The 18,556-nt window shown below is 57.3% G+C and carries 19 protein-coding genes; 8 read left to right on the top strand and 11 right to left on the bottom strand.

What is annotated here, in order from left to right:
- Window positions 1-126: 126 nt before the first annotated feature.
- Window positions 127-933, top strand: a complete 807-nt coding sequence (map, locus tag WNE31_RS10070) for a type I methionyl aminopeptidase (RefSeq protein WP_349979621.1) — start codon at window positions 127-129, stop codon at window positions 931-933.
- Between the two features lie 262 nt (window positions 934-1,195).
- Window positions 1,196-2,242, top strand: coding sequence for a TRAP transporter substrate-binding protein (locus WNE31_RS10065; RefSeq protein WP_349979620.1), 1,047 nt, complete (start codon window positions 1,196-1,198; stop codon window positions 2,240-2,242).
- A 69-nt stretch (window positions 2,243-2,311) separates the two neighbouring features.
- On the opposite strand, the gene WNE31_RS10060 is transcribed toward WNE31_RS10065, so the two are convergent.
- From WNE31_RS10060 to WNE31_RS10050, 3 genes are all read right to left on the bottom strand, one after another.
- Window positions 2,312-3,172 carry a DUF2189 domain-containing protein gene (locus tag WNE31_RS10060; RefSeq protein ID WP_349979619.1) on the bottom strand — a complete coding sequence of 287 codons (861 nt, stop codon included), beginning with the start codon at window positions 3,170-3,172 and terminating at the stop codon, window positions 2,312-2,314.
- Window positions 3,173-3,328: 156 nt separating this feature from the next.
- Complete coding sequence (rsmD, locus tag WNE31_RS10055) at window positions 3,329-3,889, bottom strand: 16S rRNA (guanine(966)-N(2))-methyltransferase RsmD (RefSeq protein ID WP_349979618.1); 561 nt, start codon at window positions 3,887-3,889, stop codon at window positions 3,329-3,331.
- Complete coding sequence (locus tag WNE31_RS10050; RefSeq protein WP_349979617.1) at window positions 3,886-5,094, bottom strand: NAD(P)/FAD-dependent oxidoreductase; 1,209 nt, start codon at window positions 5,092-5,094, stop codon at window positions 3,886-3,888. The genes rsmD and WNE31_RS10050 overlap by 4 nt, the downstream gene beginning before the upstream one ends.
- An 86-nt stretch (window positions 5,095-5,180) precedes the next feature.
- Between WNE31_RS10050 and WNE31_RS10045 the strand changes: the two genes are divergently transcribed.
- Window positions 5,181-5,669 (top strand): peroxiredoxin, encoded by a 489-nt coding sequence (locus tag WNE31_RS10045; protein WP_349979616.1) that lies wholly within the window; start codon window positions 5,181-5,183, stop codon window positions 5,667-5,669.
- A gap of 64 nt (window positions 5,670-5,733) precedes the next feature.
- On the opposite strand, the gene WNE31_RS10040 is transcribed toward WNE31_RS10045, so the two are convergent.
- From WNE31_RS10040 to WNE31_RS10015, 6 genes are all read right to left on the bottom strand, one after another.
- Entirely contained in the window at window positions 5,734-6,024 is a 291-nt protein-coding gene (locus WNE31_RS10040) for a 4a-hydroxytetrahydrobiopterin dehydratase (protein ID WP_349979615.1), read from the bottom strand.
- Window positions 6,021-7,208, bottom strand: coding sequence for a GNAT family N-acetyltransferase (locus WNE31_RS10035; RefSeq protein ID WP_349979614.1), 1,188 nt, complete (start codon window positions 7,206-7,208; stop codon window positions 6,021-6,023). The genes WNE31_RS10040 and WNE31_RS10035 overlap by 4 nt, the downstream gene beginning before the upstream one ends.
- Window positions 7,209-7,255: 47 nt before the next feature.
- On the bottom strand, window positions 7,256-8,017 hold the full coding sequence (locus WNE31_RS10030; RefSeq protein ID WP_349979613.1) for a glycerophosphodiester phosphodiesterase family protein: 762 nt from the start codon (window positions 8,015-8,017) through the stop codon (window positions 7,256-7,258).
- Between the two features lie 2 nt (window positions 8,018-8,019).
- Window positions 8,020-8,481 carry a RidA family protein gene (locus tag WNE31_RS10025; RefSeq protein WP_349979612.1) on the bottom strand — a complete coding sequence of 154 codons (462 nt, stop codon included), beginning with the start codon at window positions 8,479-8,481 and terminating at the stop codon, window positions 8,020-8,022.
- A gap of 79 nt (window positions 8,482-8,560) precedes the next feature.
- Window positions 8,561-9,877 (bottom strand): HlyD family type I secretion periplasmic adaptor subunit, encoded by a 1,317-nt coding sequence (locus tag WNE31_RS10020; protein ID WP_349979611.1) that lies wholly within the window; start codon window positions 9,875-9,877, stop codon window positions 8,561-8,563.
- Window positions 9,874-11,610 carry a type I secretion system permease/ATPase gene (locus WNE31_RS10015; protein ID WP_349979610.1) on the bottom strand — a complete coding sequence of 579 codons (1,737 nt, stop codon included), beginning with the start codon at window positions 11,608-11,610 and terminating at the stop codon, window positions 9,874-9,876. Before WNE31_RS10015 ends, WNE31_RS10020 begins: the two co-directional genes overlap by 4 nt.
- A 201-nt stretch (window positions 11,611-11,811) precedes the next feature.
- Here WNE31_RS10015 and WNE31_RS10010 point away from each other — a divergent pair, with 201 nt between their 5' ends.
- Together WNE31_RS10010 and WNE31_RS10005 are read left to right on the top strand one after the other, a co-directional pair.
- A complete protein-coding gene (locus WNE31_RS10010; protein WP_349979722.1) occupies window positions 11,812-12,555 on the top strand; it encodes an MlaA family lipoprotein in 744 nt (247 codons plus the stop codon).
- 1 nt (window position 12,556) lies between these two features.
- Entirely contained in the window at window positions 12,557-13,150 is a 594-nt protein-coding gene (locus WNE31_RS10005; RefSeq protein WP_349979609.1) for an ABC transporter substrate-binding protein, read from the top strand.
- Window positions 13,151-13,185: 35 nt separating this feature from the next.
- Here WNE31_RS10005 and WNE31_RS10000 read toward each other — a convergent pair whose 3' ends face one another.
- On the bottom strand, window positions 13,186-15,372 hold the full coding sequence (locus tag WNE31_RS10000; protein ID WP_349979608.1) for a transglycosylase domain-containing protein: 2,187 nt from the start codon (window positions 15,370-15,372) through the stop codon (window positions 13,186-13,188).
- A gap of 255 nt (window positions 15,373-15,627) precedes the next feature.
- Between WNE31_RS10000 and WNE31_RS09995 the strand changes: the two genes are divergently transcribed.
- From WNE31_RS09995 to hemP, 3 genes are all read left to right on the top strand, one after another.
- Window positions 15,628-15,966 (top strand): P-II family nitrogen regulator, encoded by a 339-nt coding sequence (locus tag WNE31_RS09995; RefSeq protein WP_058313150.1) that lies wholly within the window; start codon window positions 15,628-15,630, stop codon window positions 15,964-15,966.
- Window positions 15,967-15,991: 25 nt separating this feature from the next.
- Window positions 15,992-17,326, top strand: coding sequence for an ammonium transporter (locus tag WNE31_RS09990; RefSeq protein ID WP_349979607.1), 1,335 nt, complete (start codon window positions 15,992-15,994; stop codon window positions 17,324-17,326).
- 220 nt (window positions 17,327-17,546) lie between these two features.
- On the top strand, window positions 17,547-17,705 hold the full coding sequence (gene hemP / locus WNE31_RS09985) for a hemin uptake protein HemP (protein ID WP_349979721.1): 159 nt from the start codon (window positions 17,547-17,549) through the stop codon (window positions 17,703-17,705).
- Window positions 17,706-18,099: 394 nt separating this feature from the next.
- On the opposite strand, the gene WNE31_RS09980 is transcribed toward hemP, so the two are convergent.
- Window positions 18,100-18,555, bottom strand: coding sequence for a patatin-like phospholipase family protein (locus WNE31_RS09980; protein ID WP_349979606.1), 456 nt, complete (start codon window positions 18,553-18,555; stop codon window positions 18,100-18,102).
- Window position 18,556: the final 1 nt, after the last annotated feature.

Here is an 18,556-nt window from a genome sequence, read left to right as displayed (position 1 = left end):
TGAACAGCGCTCCAATACCCCCAAGAAACTGCCGCGACCGCCTTAGGGTGCTTCAAGTGACCACTGGCGTCCCGGGCAAAACACACTTAAATACCTTGTGAACAAATGATTTGGAGCATCAGGCACATGATCGGCAAAGGCCGCCAGACGCGCGACGGGATCAGGATTCATCAGGACTCGGACTTTGCAGGCATGCACAAGGCTGGCGCTTTGGCAGCGCGTATTCTTGACGAGATCGCAGAACATGTCTTTCCGGGTCAGACCACGGGTGAAATTGACCGACTGATCGAGGAAAAAGTCGACGACGCCGGTGCTAAATCAGCTACGATCGGCTACCGAGGCTACAAACACGCAAGCTGCATCTCGGTAAACCATGTCGTCTGTCATGGCATTCCGGGTGACAAAAAGCTCAAGGATGGCGATATCCTGAACATTGATGTCACCGTGATCGTGGATGGTTGGTTTGGCGACACCAGCCGGATGTACGTGGCCGGAAAACTGAACCGCAAGGCCGAACGTCTGATACAGGTCACGCACGATGCCCTGATGATCGGGATCGAAGCTGTGAAACCCGGCAATACTTTCGGTGACATCGGCCATGCCATCCAGACTTACGTGGAAGGGCACCGCATGTCGGTCGTGCGCGAATTCTGCGGCCATGGTCTTGGGCAGGTTTTTCATGCGCCGCCGAATGTGCTCCACTATGGCCGTGCCGGAACCGGTGCGGTTCTGGAAGAAGGCATGTTCTTCACGATTGAACCGATGGTCAATCTGGGGCGCCCCGAAACCAAGGTGCTTGCGGATGACTGGACTGCGGTGACGCGGGACAAGTCGCTCTCAGCACAGTTTGAACACTCGGTCGGCGTCACTGCGGACGGGGTTGATATCTTTACTTTGTCGCCTGCCGGAAAGTTTCATCCGACCTACGGCTAACCCTCAGAGCAAGATGGCCTGAAGACGGGAATCAACCGGTTTTTTTCGGTTGATTCCATCGTTTTGTGTCAACGTGACTTTCGCTGAATTTTTCCCACGCAGTCAAATTTCTGAAAATAATTTCAACATGATAGACACTTACAAGGGGAACACGTGTGATTGAGAACCGTTTGCAAGACCACGGTGCACTCCTTATAACCATCACACGCCGCAGCGCAGCAGCGCCGCTTGACGTTCACCAATCGAGGAGGAGGCTCGGGATATGAAAACACTCAAATCCGCAGCCCTCGCCGCCCTTCTGGGGCTCACCGCAACCAACGTTATCGCGCAGGAAGTGACACTCCGCTTCCAGCACTTCGTTTCGCCAAAATCCGCCAATCCCACCTATTTCATTGGCCCTTGGGCCGAGAAGGTGGAGCAAGACAGCAATGGCCGGATCAAAGTCGAAATCTATCCGTTCATGCAATTGGGTGGCAAAGCCCCCAGCCAGTATGACCTTATCCGCGACGGCGCCATTGACGGCGGCTGGGTGATCCCCGGTTATCAGCCCGGACGTTTCCCCGAAGCCGAAGCCATGGAACTGCCTTTCATGGTCACGAAATCGGCCGAGGAAGCCTCGAAAGCCGCTTGGGTCTTTACGCAAAAACACCTGATGGACGACTTCAAGGATGTGCACGTCATCGCAGCGCATATGCATGGCCGCGGCCTTGTGCATAAGAAAGGCCCTGCGGTGCAGACCGTCGAGGACTTTGAAGGTCTCAAGCTGCGCGGCCCCTCGCGCCCTGCGACCCTTTTGTTGAAAGAGGTCGGCGCAACGCCGATCGGGATGCCCGTGCCTGCCTTCCCCGAAGCCCTGTCCAAAGGGGTTGTGGATGGCGGTGTCATCACTTGGGAAATGTCGCCGTCGCTAAAGCTGGACGAGTTGACCGACAGCCACACCGATGTTGCCGGGGACAAGTCGCTTTACAACCTTTACTTCATCTGGGCGATGAACAAATCCAAGTATGAAAGCCTGCCAGATGACCTGAAAGCGGTCATAGACGCGAACTCGGGCTTCTTCGCATCGGCTTGGGCCGGACGCGCCCATGACACGGGTGACAAGGTTGGCAAAGATGTCATGACCGCAGCGGGCAATGAAATTGCTGTACTGAATGAGGCGGAAACCGCCCGCATTCAGGAACTGGGCGACGTCGTCACGCAGAACTGGATTGCGGAGATGACCAAGAAGGGCCTAGATGGCGCGACACTTGTGGAAGATGCACGCGCTGCAGTTCAGATCACGCGCGACAGCTCTGCACCGATGAATTAAGCAAATACTGCTGGAACTGACAGGGCCGCCCACTGAGGCGGCCCTTTTCATTTTGCGTGCCGGGTCGAGTCACTCGAATTGGACAGCCGCCCGGTAGAAGTGCCATGTCGCGTGTCCAAGCACCGGCAACACGATCACCAGACCCAGAAAGAACGGCAGACTGCCCAAGAACAACAGCCCCGCCACGGTGAGACCCCAGAGGGCCGTGGGCAAAGGATTCTTCACAGCGACCCGAAGAGATGTCGCAACCGCCACCGGCAAGCCCACTGGCCGATCCACTAGCATCGGGAAACTTACCAAAGAGGTAAGCAGCACAAGAGTCGCGAACACCGCGCCGATCCCGCACCCAAGCCAGATCATCGTCCAGCCTTCAAGTGTTGTCAAAACATCGCGCAGGAACGCCGTTGCCCCGACGGGCAACTCGGGCCCGAGCGTAATGCGATAGACCCACATCGCCGCTGCCATCCAGAAGACAAACAGCACCAACAGATACATCGATAGAAACAGAACTGGCCCCATGGATTTTGACCTGAGCGCACTGACGGCAGACAGGATCGAAGGCTCCTCTCCGCTCTCACCCAGTTTGTTCTGCACATAAAGAACAGTCGCCGCCGCGGGCCCCAGCAAGGCAAAGCCTGCGGTCATTGGAAACAAGGCCGGCAGGAAGGCGAGGTTGAACGCCACGACACAAAGCGCGATCCCCACAAAAGGATAGATCGCCATCAAGACGAAGACATCACTTCTGAATTTCTGTGTATCAACCCATCCCGCACGCAGGGCAGACGCAACCTTATGCGCGCCAATCCTTTGAACACGCGGGGTGACTCGTACATCGCTGCCAAGGTGAGTGATGGCCTCGTCCACACTTTGACCGCTTTTTGCGATCGCGCGCACGCCCCATGTCAGCGGGTTTCCAATTGTCTCAACCATCTCAACCTCCCTTGCAAGACACGGCAGGTCGTTGGTTTCTCCGAGGGGGTTGGCTCTTTGCATTTGCAGGACCAACCCACACGGGAGCCTGCTGTGATTGAGTTACACTACCACATTTTTACAGAAGTGGGGGATCACATAGGGTTGATTACGTTTTCAGGCCGGTTGGAGAAAGGTCACATGAGTGTCGCCATATTTACGCTGGTCCAGTAACGCGAATCCTTGAGGGGGTAGTTGCGGCGCATTTTCTTCCCAGACTATCAGGGCCGTTTCCGATATCCAGCCGCCCTTTTGGGCAGTGGCCAGCGCGGATTGTCCCAACGCCTTACCGTAGGGCGGGTCAAGAAAGATCAGGTCGTATGCGTCTCCGTCATTGGGGGGCAATCGGGTCGCATCCCGAGACGAGAGGCCCGTTTCAGATTTGGCTTTCGTAATCCGAATGTTGTCGCGGATCAGACTTTGCGCCTTGCGCCCGTCATCGACAAAGGTCACATGACTGGCCCCACGCGACAGCGCTTCAAGCCCCAGCGCCCCCGTTCCCGCGAACAGGTCCAAAACCCGTGCACCCGTGATGGGATCGCCGAATTTTCCGCCCATCAAAACATTGAACAGGCTTTCACGCACGCGGTCTGTTGTGGGTCTGAGATGCGCGCCAGCGTCCCCTTTGCCGACACTGGCAAGGGCTGTCCCGCGGAATTGTCCGGCAATGATCCTCACAACTTCATCAGCGCTTTCATGTCGGTGTCCGGATCCGCAACCGTCTCAGGCGCGGGCGACTTGCCGGATTCGATCAGGCGTTTTCCGATCATGTAGTCGCGCGGCGCATTCATGGCGTCCACCGCAAGAAGCTGATCCCCTTGATAGTACCAGAACGATACTGAGCCGCCGCCACCTTCGCGGGTCACGACACGGTCATATCCCGTATTCAGGCCGGCGATTTGCAGTTTGACATCATACTGATCCGACCAGAACCAGGGCTTGGCGACATAGTCCTTGTCCGCCCCCATGATATTCTCAGCAACGATTTCAGCCTGATCAATGGCGTTCGGCACGCTTTCCAGTCGGATGCGCGCGCCTTTGTAGGGGAACGATGCGCAATCGCCTGCTGCCCAGATATGCGGCACCGAGGTCCGCCCCTGAGCGTCGGTCTTGATCCCGTTCTCAATGTCCAAACCGGCCGCCTCCGCCAACGCCGTGGCGGGGCTGATGCCAACACCGACGATCACAAAATCCACGTCAAGTTCTGTGCCGTCGGTAAGTTTGGCGCCGCTCACTTTTTTGTCCCCGGTGAGATGGTCTAGTCCCACGCCTTCCAAAATCCTGACGCCCTTTCCGCTGTGCAAAGTGCGGAAGTAGTCGGAGGTTTCAGGCGCCGCCACGCGCTGTAGAATACGGTCCGCCATCTCGACCAAAGTGACATCCAACCCGCGCGAGGCCGCAACAGCCGCCGCCTCAAGACCGATATACCCGCCACCTACAATCAGAACCCGTTTGCCCTCGGCAAATTCAGGGGCCATCGAATCGACATCTTTGAGATCCCGCACGACGTAGACGCTGTCCAGCAGCCCGCCAATAGCCGCCGGCAACCGCCGGGGCACGGACCCTGTTGTCAGAACCAGTTCATCATAATTGATGCGGTGTCCGCCCGCCACGACCGCCTGGCCGGCCACATCAATGGATTGAACGGTTTCATTGAGATGCAGGTCGATCCCGTTTTCTGAATAAAAACTCTCTGGGCGCAGCAAAAGGCGATCAAGGTCCATTTCACCCAATAGATATTTCTTCGACAAAGGGGGGCGCTGGTAGGGTGCGACGGGTTCTTCTCCGATTAGGGTGACCTTGCCCTGAAAACCGCCATTGCGCAGTTTCGCCACGAGGGATGACCCCGCCTGACCCGCTCCTATCACAACAACGTGTGTCATACCCCCTCCATGGGTTTGAGTTTCCTTTTTCACACGCGAGCCTATATCCACGCGTTAGGAAAACGCAAACCAACAAAGGACATGTGATGACGATTTCTGCAGGGGACAAGCTGCCCGAAGGCGCTTTGATGAAGCTCGGAGAAGCCGGGCCGGAACCAGTGGCGCTGGATTCAATTTTCAAGGGCCGCAAAGTCGCGTTGTTCGGGGTTCCCGGCGCGTTTACTTCCACCTGCTCGGCCGCTCATGTGCCCAGCTTTATGCGCAACGCTGACGCCATCCGCGCAAAGGGTGTCGATGACATCGTGTGCATGTCTGTGAACGACCCTTGGGTGATGCAAGCCTGGGAGGCGGATACCGGTGCGGACAAAGCGGGGATCACTATGTTGTCCGATCCTGATGGCGCACTAACACTGGCCATGGGGCTGGATTTTTCTGCAGCGCCAGTCGGCTTTATTAACCGCACCCGCCGCTTTGCCGCGATTGTGGATGACGGCGTGGTGACCTGGATACAAGAGGAAGAAGAGCGCGGCGTTTGCGACCTGACTGCAGGTGAAACGTTGCTTGGTCACCTTTGATCCGCAAACGCGAAGCATAAAACAAGAGGGGCCCAGTCGGCCCCTTCTTTGCGTCTTTGTGCGGTCAAAGCGTATCCATCTTGCGTGCCAATTTGACGTCAAGCGCGCTTAGACCATCCACATCATGCGTGGTCAGCAGAACATCGACACGGTTGTAGACGTTGAACCATTCGGGATGATGGTCCCACTTCTCGGCCCAAAACGCGGCACGTGTCATCCACCCCATCGCGGAAATAAAGCTGTCAAAGCGGAAGGTCTTGCGAATAGCGTCGCGATCTTCAAGCATCTCCCAGCCGCTTTCCAGCAGCGGTGCCAACATGGCATCTCGGGCTGTCTCGCTCAGTTTTTCGGTCATTCGTGATCCTCTCGTTTGTCTTTTCGGAAGGGGCCCCAAGCAGTCATGACCTCAATCTCTTCTGCGACCGCGTTACGCTCGGCCTCGAGATAGTTCGCGACCGCATCGGCAAATCCCGGATCTCGCAGCCAATGCAGCGAATGCGTGGTTACCGGAAGATAGCCCCTGGCAAGCTTGTGCTCTCCCTGGGCACCGGCTTCGATACGTGCCAGACCCTGTTCAATCGCCCAATCCATTGCCTGATAGTAACACAGTTCGAAATGCAGGAAGGGATGATCCTCGACACAGCCCCAATACCGGCCAAAAAGCGCCTCTTGACCAATCAGGTTCATCGCCCCCGCTACGGCCTGCCCGTCCCGCATTGCGAAGACTAACAGGATATCATTGCGCAGTGTTTCATGTGCGCGGTCAAAGAAAGCGCGCGTCAGGTAGGGCGTGCCCCATTTGCGCGCGCCGGTGTCCTGATAAAAGCGCCACATCGCATCCCAGTGGTTGGGTTGGATATCATCCCCAGTAAGGCAAAGGATGTCTCCACCAAAACGTTGTGCCACAGCGCGCTCTTTGCGGATGTTCTTGCGCTTGCGCGAAGAAAGGGAGGCGAGGAATGCGTCGAAAGACTCATATCCGGTGTTCACCCAATGAAATTGCTGGCCGGTCCGGTGCAACAATCCCATTTGTTTGCCTGCTTCGACATCCGGTTCAGAACAAAATGTCAGGTGCAAGGACGACAGATCATTGTCCGCGCCAACCTGCACCATTCCCTGCACCAGCGCCGCGCGCCCGATCTCTTCAAAACCGGGACGGGTCAAAAGACGATGGCCGGTCACCGGCGTGAAAGGTACCGCAACCTGCAGTTTGGGATAATAGCGCCCACCCGCATTTTCGTAAGCATGGGCCCAGCTATAGTCGAACACGTACTCGCCCTGCGAATGCGACTTTGCATAAAGCGGGGCGCAGGCAATCACCTGACCCGCCGCACGCGCGGTCAGATAGCGGGGCTGCCAACCCGTGCCCGGCCCGACAGAGCCGCTTTCCTCGATCGCATGCAGAAACCGGTAAGTGGTGAACGGGTCGTTCGGGCGCCCGCCCTCAGCCGCCTCGGGGCAACTGCACGCATCCCAATCGGCCTGACCGATGGTCTCGAGCCGTTCATGCATCTCAATTTCAATTGGTGCGCCGTCCATGCAACCCCCTGTCCGCCTTTCCATATTTGGCGCAGCGGACAACGGGTTCAAGCGGGTATCTCGGCAAGATAGCCCTCGAATGTCACATTATCCGCAATCTCGCGCGCCTTGGCCTCAGCCTCGGCTGAGCGGATCGTCCAGCAAAGAACCGGAACACCCCGTGCCTTGAGGTCCGCCACCTGCGGCAACCCGAGGCTGCTGGCTTGTTGGCTGATGAAACTGGCCCCGACGCGTTCAAAATCGGGGATGTCCCGCAATGCATCGCGGACCCGAGGCGGCAAAATAGGCCAGTCTTCTGCGCTGTATGCATCGGTTACAAGGCCACGCGCAAACTGCGGCGCGATCTCGGCAAGTGCTGCAACACTGTTGGGATTGAATGACATGAAAGCCAGCGGCCCTTCATAGGTCTGAGCATCTGTCGCTGCCGCTTGTTCAAGGAGCCCCACATTTGGCCCCATCAAGCCGTCCTGATCCTTGATTTCGACCAGAAGCGGCACTTGCCCCGCCACGATGTCCAGCACCTCGGCAAAACTCGGGATACCTTCATCCCCACCAGTCAGCTGGATTTGACCCAATTCGGCGGCGCTTCGGCGTTGGACCGGTCCCTTTTCACCTGTGAGCCTTCCAAGATCATAGTCGTGGAAACACATGGCGTGCCCGTCGGCGGACAGCTGCAGATCTATTTCGATTCCATAGCCTGCAGAGACAGCCGCGCGGATCGCCGCGCGGCTGTTTTCAGGGCGCCCCGCGGACAAATCGTGCAAGGCACGATGCGCGAGAGGCACGTTCAGAAAAACCGCATCCAACATGGTCACTTGATCTGGAAGATTCCTTCGATTTCGACGGCAACGCCCAAGGGCAGCGAGGCCGCAGATACCGCAGAGCGCGCATGGCGACCGGCATCGCCAAGGGCCGCCACCATGAAATCAGAGGCGCCGTTGATGACCTTGGGCTGATCGGTAAAGTCCGCAGTCGAATTGACGAACCCGACGAGTTTGACCACCCGTACCAGCCGGTCCAGATCGCCGTCACAGGCCGCCTTGACCTGCGACAACAGGCTGATCGCACAGGTCTTGGCCGCTGCGGTACCTGCGTCAGTGTCGAGCGTTTCTCCGACCTTGCCGGTGATCAGCCCCTTTTCATCCATCGAGATCTGGCCCGAAACATGCACCAGATCGCCCACCACGACATAGGGCACATAGTTCGCCGCCGGGGCCGGAGCCTCGGACAGGGTGACACCCAACTCGGCAAGTTTTGCTTCGATCGCGCTCATCATTCCACTCCCACAAAATGTTTCGAGGCGACGCTAGATCGCGCCGCCTCGTAAGAAAAGCCCAATTCCGAAGCTTTGGTCAGCTTTCGCGGAAAGCCTTGGTGAAATAGTCGGTCAGAGGTTTTACAAGATAGGTGATCGGGGTGCGGTCATCTGTTCTCAAATAACTCTCTGCGGGCATACCCGGAATAAGCGTCACGTTCTCGGGCAGCTTGGCCAGCTCTTCCTCGGAAAGTTCGATTTCGGCCCGATAATAGGACAGGCCCGTCGCCTGATCTTCGAACGCATCTGGCGAGACGCGTGTGACAACGCCGAACATGTCCGGGGTGTTCCGCTGGTCAATAGACGAGAAGCGCACAATCACTTCCTGCCCGACATATACCTGTTCGATATGGATGGGTTCCACCTGTGCCGCGATCACCAGCGGGCGATCCTGCGGAACGATGAATAGAACCGGATCAGCCGGACGCAGCACCGACTTCGGTGTGAAAACCTGAAGCCCGTACACAACGCCGGACACAGGGGCCCTGATATCCAGCCGCGACAACTGTTCCTTCAACGCGCGGCGCTGTTCGGCCAGTTCGAGTTCACGATATTGCAGGTCGCGCAGGCGCGAAATGGCCTCTTCCCGCCGCCGCGTGTCCAGCTTGAGCAGTTCAATGTCAATCTCGGTGATCCGCCCTTCGGCCTGCGCCTTGGTCGCGGTGAGTTCACCAACTGTGCCGCTCAACTCGGCCTCTTCCCGTTGCAGGGCGAGCACGCGACTCGACTGCGCAAGACCTTTTTCAAGAAGGGTTCTCTGGTCTTCCAACTCTTCAACGATCAGTCCAAGTTGCACTGTCAAAGACTGTTGCTGCGCCTCGATCCCCTCGATCTGGTTGACGATCTGAGCCCGCCTTTTGCCAAGCTGTTCAACTTCCCGCGTCAGGGATTCATTGCGCGCATGAAACAGGCGGCGTTGTCCCTCGACGATATCCATGATCTCGGGATTACGCGCAGCGACCTCAAGCAGCTCTTCTTCGAAAACAAGCTCGTCATTGCCATCACGCTCGGCCTCGAGGCGTCCACGACGCGCCATCAACTCGTAAAGCTGGCTTTCGGTGATCGCGAGGTTGGATGCGATCAGGGTCGGATCGAGCCGGATCAAAACCTGTCCTTCAGACACAGTGTCACCTTCATCGACAAGGATGTCTTCGACGACGCCACCATCAAGATGCTGGACAACCTGCCGGTTGCGATCAACTTCGATCCGGCCACCTGCAATAATGGCCCCGGAGATTTCCGTCATCACCGCCCATGTTCCAAACCCACCAAGCAAGACCACCAGACCAAACAGGCCAATGAGCATGTGTTTGCCAACAGGCCACTCCGCCTTTACGTTTTCGGCGTCGCTCATTGAACCCCTCCCCCGCTGTTACCAGCCTTCTTGAGTTGCTGATGGTTGGCCACCATTTTCTGCATCACTTCTTCCTTGGGTCCGAAGGCGGTGCTCATGCCGTTGTCCAGAACCAAGAGCAGTTCACACTCCTGAATTGCGGCAGGCCGGTGGGCCATGATCAGCACGGATTTCCCTTCCGACTTCATCACCCGGATAGCCTGGTTCAACGCCTGAGAGCCTTCGTTGTCGAGGTTCGAATTGGGTTCGTCCAGTACCAGAATGACAGGGTCTGAATACAGGGCGCGGGCAAGACCGATCCTTTGGATCTGCCCGCCTGACAAGCGCCCGCCATTTGCAGAAATGCGGGTATCATAGCCTTCAGGCAGCTTCACAATCATATCGTGCGCAGCGGCCTTCTTGGCGGCCGCGACCACCTTTTCGGGATCGGGTTGTTTCGACAAACGCGCGATATTTTCGGCAATGGTTCCCTCAAACATCTGAACGCGTTGCGGAAGATACCCGATATATTGTCCCAGAACATCAGGATCATATTGCTCAAGCGAAGCCCCGTCCAAGCGCACCTTGCCACCTGCGGGTCGCCACACTCCGGTCAGTGCGCGGGCCAGCGTGGATTTCCCCGCACCGGATTGGCCGATCACGCCAAGCGCCTCGCCCGGACGCAGCGTGAAGGTGATCATGCGCAACGCAGCCTGGGAATCTCCGGGCGGCACAACCGTCAGCTGTTGCACATCAAGGTTTGCCTTGGGTGCAGGCAGCGCCGTCTTGGGTTTGGAGGGCGGCACCTCGCTCAGCAGAATCTCGAGGTTGCCCCAGCCTTTCATCGCACGTTGCACCATCGGCCATTGACCGATGGCCAATTCGATCGGCGCCAACGCGCGCCCCAAAAGGATCGACCCGGCGATCATCGCGCCCGGGGTCAGTTCGTTGAGCAACACGAGATACGCGCCAAGCCCCAACATGGCCGATTGAAGGAACATGCGGAATGTCTTGGTCGTGGCCGTGAACCCCCCCCCGAGATCGGCAGCAGCAACGTTTTCGTCCAGCGCCTTGGTGCGTGCTACCTGCCAGCGATCAAACGCTGCCGTCTGCATCCCCATGGCCTGTACCATTTCGGCCTCGGTGCGGATTTGCTGGCTGATCATTTCAGAATGATGTGCGGCCATGTTAGCCTTCATCACGGGTTTGCGCGTGGTCAACTGGTTCAACAAGGTGACAACCACCAGGATCGTACCACCGGCAATCGCCAGAATACCAAGCCACGGATGGAAAATTGCAATCCCGGCCAGAAAGAAAGGTGTCCAAGGCATATCGAACACCGACATCAAAACAGGCGCGGACATCAACCTTTGCACCGATTCCAAATCCTGCAACCCCGTCTGTGACCGCTCGTCGGGTTTGATCGCGGATTTGCGCACAACTGCATCAAAAACCCGGCGGTCGAGGCGTGTCTGAAATCGCGCACCAACCCGCGCCATGATCCGGCCGCGTGCGAAATCCAGAATGCCCATCGTGCCATACAGAAAGGCCACAAGCAGCGACAGCGCAATCAGAGTTTCCTCAGATCGACTTCCCAAAACCCGATCATAGACCTGAAGCATGTAGAGGGGGCCCGTCAGCATCAGCAAGTTCGCAAAGAAACTGAAGATGCCAACAGCCCAATATAGGCTGCGACTCTCGCGGCGGACGGCGCGCAATTCGTCCTGTCCAGCTTGTGTCATGGGGTTGCTCATCTGCTCATCCTGCTACCTGAAGACGTTTTTTCAAAATACATTACACGGTTGCGACACGATTGGTATGTCTCCAAACTGCCACAGGCCGCGCCATTTCAATGCGAGACATTGGGGTTGCCCGGTGATTGGTCTAAATGGACTGATACGAAGTTTGATACGGGATTTCCATTGTCAATTTTGCGTAACACCCGCCCGTGCAATATGCTTTTCCGGTTCGCAGCCCTTTGCGCGGCCCTATTTCTTGCGGCCTGCGCGGACAATGCGCCGACAACAGGGTTTTATGACCCGTTCGAAGCCGAGAATCGCGGGACCCACCAATTCAACAAGGACATGGACAGACTTCTGGTCGACCCCTTGTCCGAAGGCTATGGCGCCGCAACCACCACCGGAATCCGCAGCGCAGTGGGCAGATTTTCGTCGCATCTTGCCTTGCCGAACGACGTGATCAACGATTTGCTTCAGGCAAAGCCCGGGGATGCTCTGCACAACACGGGCCGCTTTGCCGTGAATACCATCGTCGGGATCGGGGGCTTCTTTGATCCCGCCGCGGATATCGGGCTTGAACGGCGCGATACCGATTTTGGCGAAACCATGCATGTCTGGGGCATGGCCGAAGGGCCCTATGTCGAAATGCCCTTCCTTGGCCCCTCCACTTCGCGTGACACGGTCGCCTTCTTTGTCGACGTCGCCATGAACCCGTTTGTGGTGATCTTTCAGGATCCGACACAGTATGTCGGTATCGTGGCCTATGTGCTGGATTCCATGGGAACGCGGTACGACTATGACACCACGGTCGAATCCATCCTGTATGACAGCGCCGACAGCTATGCCCAAGCACGAAGCCTTTACTTGCAGAATCGCCGGTTTGAGCTTGGAATGTCGGGGCCGGATGCATATCTCGATCCGTATTCAGACCCCTATTCGGACCCTTACGAGGATTTCTGACATGAACCGTCGTACCTTTCTGGCCACAGCCTCGGCATCTGTCTTTGCGGCAATGCTTCCAGCCAGCGCGTTTGCCCTGAGCGATGCGCAGGCGAAAAATTTGGTCGACCGGGCTGTTGCCGACATCAACAAAGTCATTTCATCCGGAAACTCGCTGTCTGGCATGATCCGTGATTTCGAACGTATCTTCGTCACCTACGCAGACGTCCCCGTAATCGCGCGCTCCGCCCTTGGAGCAGATGCCCGACGCGCGACCAGCGCCCAGCTGTCGGCCTATACCAAGGCTTTCCAAGGATACATTGCCCGCAAGTATGGCAAACGCTTCGAAGAATTCGTGGGCGGCCAGATCGAGGTTCAGGGCGCACGACGGGTCAAAAGTTTCCACGAGGTACAGACCGTTGCAAAGCTTCGCGGCGAGGCACCTTTTGCGGTCAATTTCCTCGTTTCCGACAAATCGGGTAAGCCACGCTTTTTCGACATGATCATCGAAGGCATCAGCCTGCGCCTGAGTGAAAAAGAAGAAATCGGCGCCATGCTGGACCGGCGCAAAGGCGACATTGATCTTCTGACACAGGATCTGAAAAAGGCCGGGTAATGCCCGGCCTTTAGCGTTTTCAATCCTGACGACACTTAATTCCCGCCAAAGATATCCCGCAAAATCCCGTTGATGGCATCATCCAGCCCAGTGCCGCGTTTCTTCGTAGGTTTTGGCGACGGCTTCTTCGGCTTGGGCACGAAAGCAGGCAGAGGGACAGGATCAAGCCCCTCATGCACCCGCGTCATCGCCTCGTGCCAGATCTCGGCCGGCAGTCCGCTGCCCGTGACTCCGGTCAATGGGGTGTTGTCATCATACCCCATCCAGACACCTGCGACATATTCCGAAGTGAACCCGATAAACCAGGCATCACGTGCGGCCTGTGTCGTGCCGGTCTTGCCAGCAACCTGCCAACCATCAAGGCGCGCGCGCGCGCCTGTCCCTTCGCTGACCACCTTTTCCATCATATAGATAAGTTCTCGGGCGGCGACTTCAGAAATAACACGCTCCCCGATACCGCCCCCCGTCCCCATCAGAGGCTCGTCTTCGTCCTGCAGACGCAATTCCACGAGACCATAAGGTGTCACCGAAGACCCACCGTTCAGGATACCGGCATAGGCCCCGGTCATTTCCAAGAGGGTGCTCTCAGAAGCCCCGAGCGCCAAGGCAGGCCCCAGGGCCAGTTCGTTGTCGATCCCGAAATCCGAGGCAACCGTGCGCACATTTTCGCGCCCGACCGCCTCTGAGACCTTGACCGCAGGCACGTTCAGCGACCGTTTCAAGGCCTCGGTCAAAGTGACCGTGCCGTAATACTTGTTGGTATAATTTCGAGGGCACCATTCACCTGATCCCGGGATGTTCATACAATATGGTGCGTCATCCACCGTATCATCCCAGCTGTAGCCCAGTTCAAGTGCCGTGCCGTAGACAAAGGGCTTGAACGCCGACCCGGTTTGCCGCTTGGCCTGTGTTGCACGGTTGAAGGCACCGGACACGGTAGTGTCCCGTCCCCCTAGCATGCCCCGAACCGCTCCATCCGCAGACATCACAACGATGGCCGCCTGCGCCTTGGACCCTTCCCGCACCTTGTTTTCGAACACAAAGGTCATCGCATCTTCCAACGCGGCCTGGATGCGGGGATCAAGCGTGGTGCGGATCACCACGTCTTCGGTGGTGTTACGGGTGAAAAATTCAGGACCAGAGGCCATGACCCAATCTGCGAAATACCCTCCGCTTTGTGCTTCGGCCGCTTCAGACAACTGTGCAGGGTTTTGTTGCCAATAGACGGTTTCCTCGTTTGTCAGATAGCCTTGTTCATTCATCAGACGTAGAACCGTGGCCGCGCGATCCTGCGATCTTTGTAGGTTGGCCGTGGGCGCCAACGAGGATGGTGCGGTCAAAAGCCCCGCCAGCATCGCCCCCTCAGCCGGGTTCAGAACTGCGGCATGTTTTCCAAAATACCGCTGCGCCGCGGCCTCGGCGCCATAGGCCCCTCCGCCCATATAGGCACGGTTCAGATAGATCGAGAGGATTTCGTCCTTGGTGTACTTGAATTCCATCGCAAGCGAATAGACCGCTTCCTTGACCTTGCGCCACAACGATCCCTGGCGACAGTCACGCACATAGGCGGCCTCGTTCTTCCATTCGTTCGGATCATACTCGACACCCAGACACAGAAGCTTCGCGGTTTGCTGCGTAATCGTAGACCCGCCGTGCCCAGAGAGCGGTCCACGCCCCTCGCTCAGGTTGATGCGTACTGCGCTGGCAATACCGCGTGGGCTGACCCCGAAGTGACGATAGAAACGTTTATCCTCTGTCGCGACGACGGCATTCCGAAGGTCCGGAGAGACACTGTCAGCCGTGACAACGCCGCCGAACTGGTCTCCGCGCCACGCGAAGGCATCACCGTTGGCGTCCAGCATCGTGACCGAACCTCGCGCGCGACCATCCAGCAACGCGTCCACATTTGGTAAGGTCGAATAGACATACCCAACCGAGACCGTCAAAAGCAGGCCAAACACCATGGCCGAGCGCCACGTAAACGCCCAGACCAGTCGCCAGATCCACCGCAGGATCCCGACGAAAAAGGCCACAACGGGGTTGCGCGGGGGTTTCTTGGGGGCCGGCTTTCGCTTTGGGGCTGTTTTCTTGGTTGAGGTCCGTTTCACCGTAGGCTTGGGTTTCGCCTTGGGTTTCGAGGCAGCCTTGCGCCTTGGCGCAGACGCCTTGCCATAGCGGTTTTCAGCCACCAGAGGTGGCGTCTTTCGACCTGAATCACTCATATGCAGTACTGCTCGGCACCTTGATTTTGAGTCAGTTTAAACCGGATTGCGTTGGATGTTGACCCGTTCCAATCGACATAAACGTAATTGTTTTGCCTATTTTTTAGTCAACAACCATATTTTGTGCATTTTTTAATCACACGCACCTGATGAAACGGTGATTTTTGCAGCAAAAACCTTCGATTCCCCGCGCTGGGCAGGTTTTCTGCAGGTGCACAACGCAGGTGTCTGCCTGCAAACGGAAAGGGGAATACGGTGAAACTGATTATTGCAACGATCAAACCGTTCAAGCTCGAGGAGGTCCGCGAGGCGCTGACCGGAATCGGCGTGCGCGGCATGATGGTCACCGAGATCAAGGGCTTCGGCTCTCAGTCGGGCCACACTGAAATCTATCGCGGCGCGGAATATGCCGTGAACTTCGTGCCGAAGGTCAAACTCGAGTTGGTCGTTCCGGCCACCATGGCCGACCAGGTCGTCGAAACTATCACCAAAACCGCACAAACCGGCAAGATCGGTGACGGCAAAATCTTTGTGCTGGATGTGCAGCAAGCAGTTCGCGTGCGCACCGGCGAAACGGACGCAGACGCGATCTAAGAGCGTCACGGAAGGAAGAGAGACAATGAAAACACTTGCAAAAATCGCCCTGCCCGTTGCGCTGACCGCGCTGCCGGTGATGGGGCTCGCTGAAGAAAGGCCGGTTCCGGGCACCAACCCGTCGACCGATACCGTCTTTATCCTGAACTCGCTGCTGTTCCTGATTGGCGGCTTCCTGGTATTCTTCATGGCTGCTGGCTTTGCCATGCTCGAAGCGGGCCTCGTGCGTGCCAAGAACGTGACCATGCAGCTGACCAAGAACATGGCACTGTTCGGTCTGGCCGCCATCTTCTATTACCTGATCGGCTATAACCTTATGTACCCGCTCGGCACCTGGAGTGTTGAAGGCGTTCTGTCGGGTGTTTGGGGACCGGGCGTTCTGGAAGCCGTGGGCGTGACCGCCGACGCAGCAGACGACTATTCCTACGCCTCGACCGGCTCGGACTTCTTCTTCCAGCTGATGTTCTGTGCGGCAACGGCCTCAATCGTATCGGGCACCGTGGCTGAACGGATCAAACTGTGGCCCTTCCTGATCTTCACCGTCATTCTGACTTCGATCATCTATCCGCTGACCGCATCCTGGACCTGGGGTGGTGGCTTTGTGGGCGAAGCAGGCTTCTCGGATTTTGCCGGCTCGACCATCGTACACTCGGTAGGCGGCTGGGCTGCTCTGACCGGTGCTATCATCCTCGGACCGCGTATCGGCAAGTATAAAGATGGGCGCACGATCCCGATGCCGGGCTCGAACCTGCCCCTCGCAACGCTGGGAACGTTCATCCTGTGGCTGGGTTGGTTCGGCTTTAACGGCGGCTCGCAGCTGGCCATGGGTTCGGTAGGCGACGTTGCTGACGTATCGCGCATCTTCTCGAACACCAATGCAGCCGCAGCCGGTGGCGCCATCGCAGCCCTGATCCTGACCCAGATCATGTTCAAAAAGCCTGACCTCACAATGGTACTGAACGGCGCACTGGCCGGCCTCGTGTCGATCACGGCTGAACCTCTGGCACCCACCCTTGGCCTCGCAACCATCATCGGTATGGTCGGTGGCGTGATCGTGGTCTTCGCAGTTCCGTTCCTGGACAAACTCAAAATCGACGACGTCGTAGGCGCCATCCCGGTTCACCTGATCGCAGGCATCTGGGGCACCCTGGCAGTTGTTCTCTCGAACGGCGACGCCACCATCGGTGCACAGCTTTACGGCATCGTTGTCATCGGCGGCGCAACCATCGTCCTGTCGGCCATCGTGTGGTTCATCCTGAAAGTAACCATCGGCATCCGTGTCTCGGAAGAAGAAGAGATCAACGGTCTGGACATGGCAGAGCTGGGCATGGAAGCTTACCCCGAGTTCACCAACGGCTAAGCCTTCCAAGACATCGCAAAAAAACGAACCCGGACGGCGACGTCCGGGTTTTTCTATACCGGATCGTTGGGTGTTGACTTATCCGACCTTTTTTGTCATCTATTATCATATCAGCCAGCCCGTGATCCCGGGCGAGCCAGTGAGCATCCACAGGACCACGCAGGAAACGCGCTGCACCGTTCGTGGAGAGATTTGTGACTTGATGAACGAGGCTGAACCCATGAATGCCCAAACTCCAATGAGCCACCTGTTGAATCCAATGCCTCTGCATGATGCCCGCACGCTGACCGGCGACAAAGGCCTTGCCCAGATCGTTCTGGATGAACAGGTCTATACGCTAAGAATCACGCGCGCGGGCAAGCTGATCCTGACGAAGTAAGAGCTAAGGCGCGTTGCGCTTCTGGATGTTTGTCAACCACCCATCCGGCTGCAAAGCCTGCTGAAAAACAACTTCGAACAGGGCGACCATATAAGCCTGATCTAAGGCTTCGCTCGGCTTGCATCAAAACTTGCAGGGATGGACTGGAGATGCGCATTCAGCCCGTCCCGCTTGGCCAGAAAGGCGATCGAGTTGATATTTCGATGCTCTGAGAGCGGATCAGAATCGCGAATGTGCGCTCAGCCATATCGCGCAGTTATGTATTCTGAGGCGCGTAACTGTCCTCGAGCCTATTATTGTGGTTCAGCCAAATGGTCTTGCTGCCCGAACTGAACCCATGTTTCCGAAGGGCTGCGCATGTCGAATTGCGGCGGATACACAAAGATTTCGCGGGTCAGCCCCCATCCACGTGGAATTCCCCCCGGATTTGAGTGCCGCCCGTGACCAGGATGCGCACCGGTTCGAACACAAAAGGTATCGACGCGGACGCAGGAACTACTTCGCGGATCATGTCGTGGGACTCAGGCGTATCAACCTGTGTCATGGCCCCGATATCCCAAAGCACCGGACGCTCGGCGTCGGTATTCGTCATGCCGATCAACAGTTTGCGCCCCTGACGTGACTGCTCGGCGATGGCGCGGATCACAGATGCATCCAGTTCGCGCCTGATCGCTTCGGCAAGGGGGCGGGTCGATGCCACATAACCCCGCTCAAAGACTGCACCTAGCACGTTGAAACGCGCGATATCGCTGGTCGAAGACTGTGTATAGGTGCTGCGCAGTCGATCGTCATAGTCAGACCCAAGGAAGGCAAAGGGCGCCATGAGCGCGCCTGTGGAAATTCCGGTCACG

It is taken from the genome of Shimia fortis, assembly GCF_040225985.1.
Lineage (GTDB): Bacteria > Pseudomonadota > Alphaproteobacteria > Rhodobacterales > Rhodobacteraceae > Shimia.
The sequence above is the reverse complement of the archived record's forward strand: the minus strand, read 5'-3'. Positions and strand labels throughout refer to the sequence as shown.

Bases quoted from the DNA above. Each gene is read 5' to 3' on its own strand.
- map (WP_349979621.1), top strand. From the start codon at position 127: ATGATCGGCAAAGGCCGCCAGACGCGCGACGGGATCAGGATTCATCAG.
- WNE31_RS10065 (WP_349979620.1), top strand. From the start codon at position 1,196: ATGAAAACACTCAAATCCGCAGCCCTCGCCGCCCTTCTGGGGCTCACC.
- WNE31_RS10060 (WP_349979619.1), bottom strand. From the start codon at position 3,172: ATGGTTGAGACAATTGGAAACCCGCTGACATGGGGCGTGCGCGCGATC.
- WNE31_RS10050 (WP_349979617.1), bottom strand. From the start codon at position 5,094: ATGACACACGTTGTTGTGATAGGAGCGGGTCAGGCGGGGTCATCCCTC.
- WNE31_RS10045 (WP_349979616.1), top strand. From the start codon at position 5,181: ATGACGATTTCTGCAGGGGACAAGCTGCCCGAAGGCGCTTTGATGAAG.
- WNE31_RS10040 (WP_349979615.1), bottom strand. From the start codon at position 6,024: ATGACCGAAAAACTGAGCGAGACAGCCCGAGATGCCATGTTGGCACCG.
- WNE31_RS10035 (WP_349979614.1), bottom strand. From the start codon at position 7,208: ATGGACGGCGCACCAATTGAAATTGAGATGCATGAACGGCTCGAGACC.
- WNE31_RS10030 (WP_349979613.1), bottom strand. From the start codon at position 8,017: ATGTTGGATGCGGTTTTTCTGAACGTGCCTCTCGCGCATCGTGCCTTG.
- WNE31_RS10025 (WP_349979612.1), bottom strand. From the start codon at position 8,481: ATGAGCGCGATCGAAGCAAAACTTGCCGAGTTGGGTGTCACCCTGTCC.
- WNE31_RS10020 (WP_349979611.1), bottom strand. From the start codon at position 9,877: ATGAGCGACGCCGAAAACGTAAAGGCGGAGTGGCCTGTTGGCAAACAC.
- WNE31_RS10015 (WP_349979610.1), bottom strand. From the start codon at position 11,610: ATGAGCAACCCCATGACACAAGCTGGACAGGACGAATTGCGCGCCGTC.
- WNE31_RS10010 (WP_349979722.1), top strand. From the start codon at position 11,812: ATGCTTTTCCGGTTCGCAGCCCTTTGCGCGGCCCTATTTCTTGCGGCC.
- WNE31_RS10005 (WP_349979609.1), top strand. From the start codon at position 12,557: ATGAACCGTCGTACCTTTCTGGCCACAGCCTCGGCATCTGTCTTTGCG.
- WNE31_RS10000 (WP_349979608.1), bottom strand. From the start codon at position 15,372: ATGAGTGATTCAGGTCGAAAGACGCCACCTCTGGTGGCTGAAAACCGC.
- WNE31_RS09990 (WP_349979607.1), top strand. From the start codon at position 15,992: ATGAAAACACTTGCAAAAATCGCCCTGCCCGTTGCGCTGACCGCGCTG.
- hemP (WP_349979721.1), top strand. From the start codon at position 17,547: ATGAATGCCCAAACTCCAATGAGCCACCTGTTGAATCCAATGCCTCTG.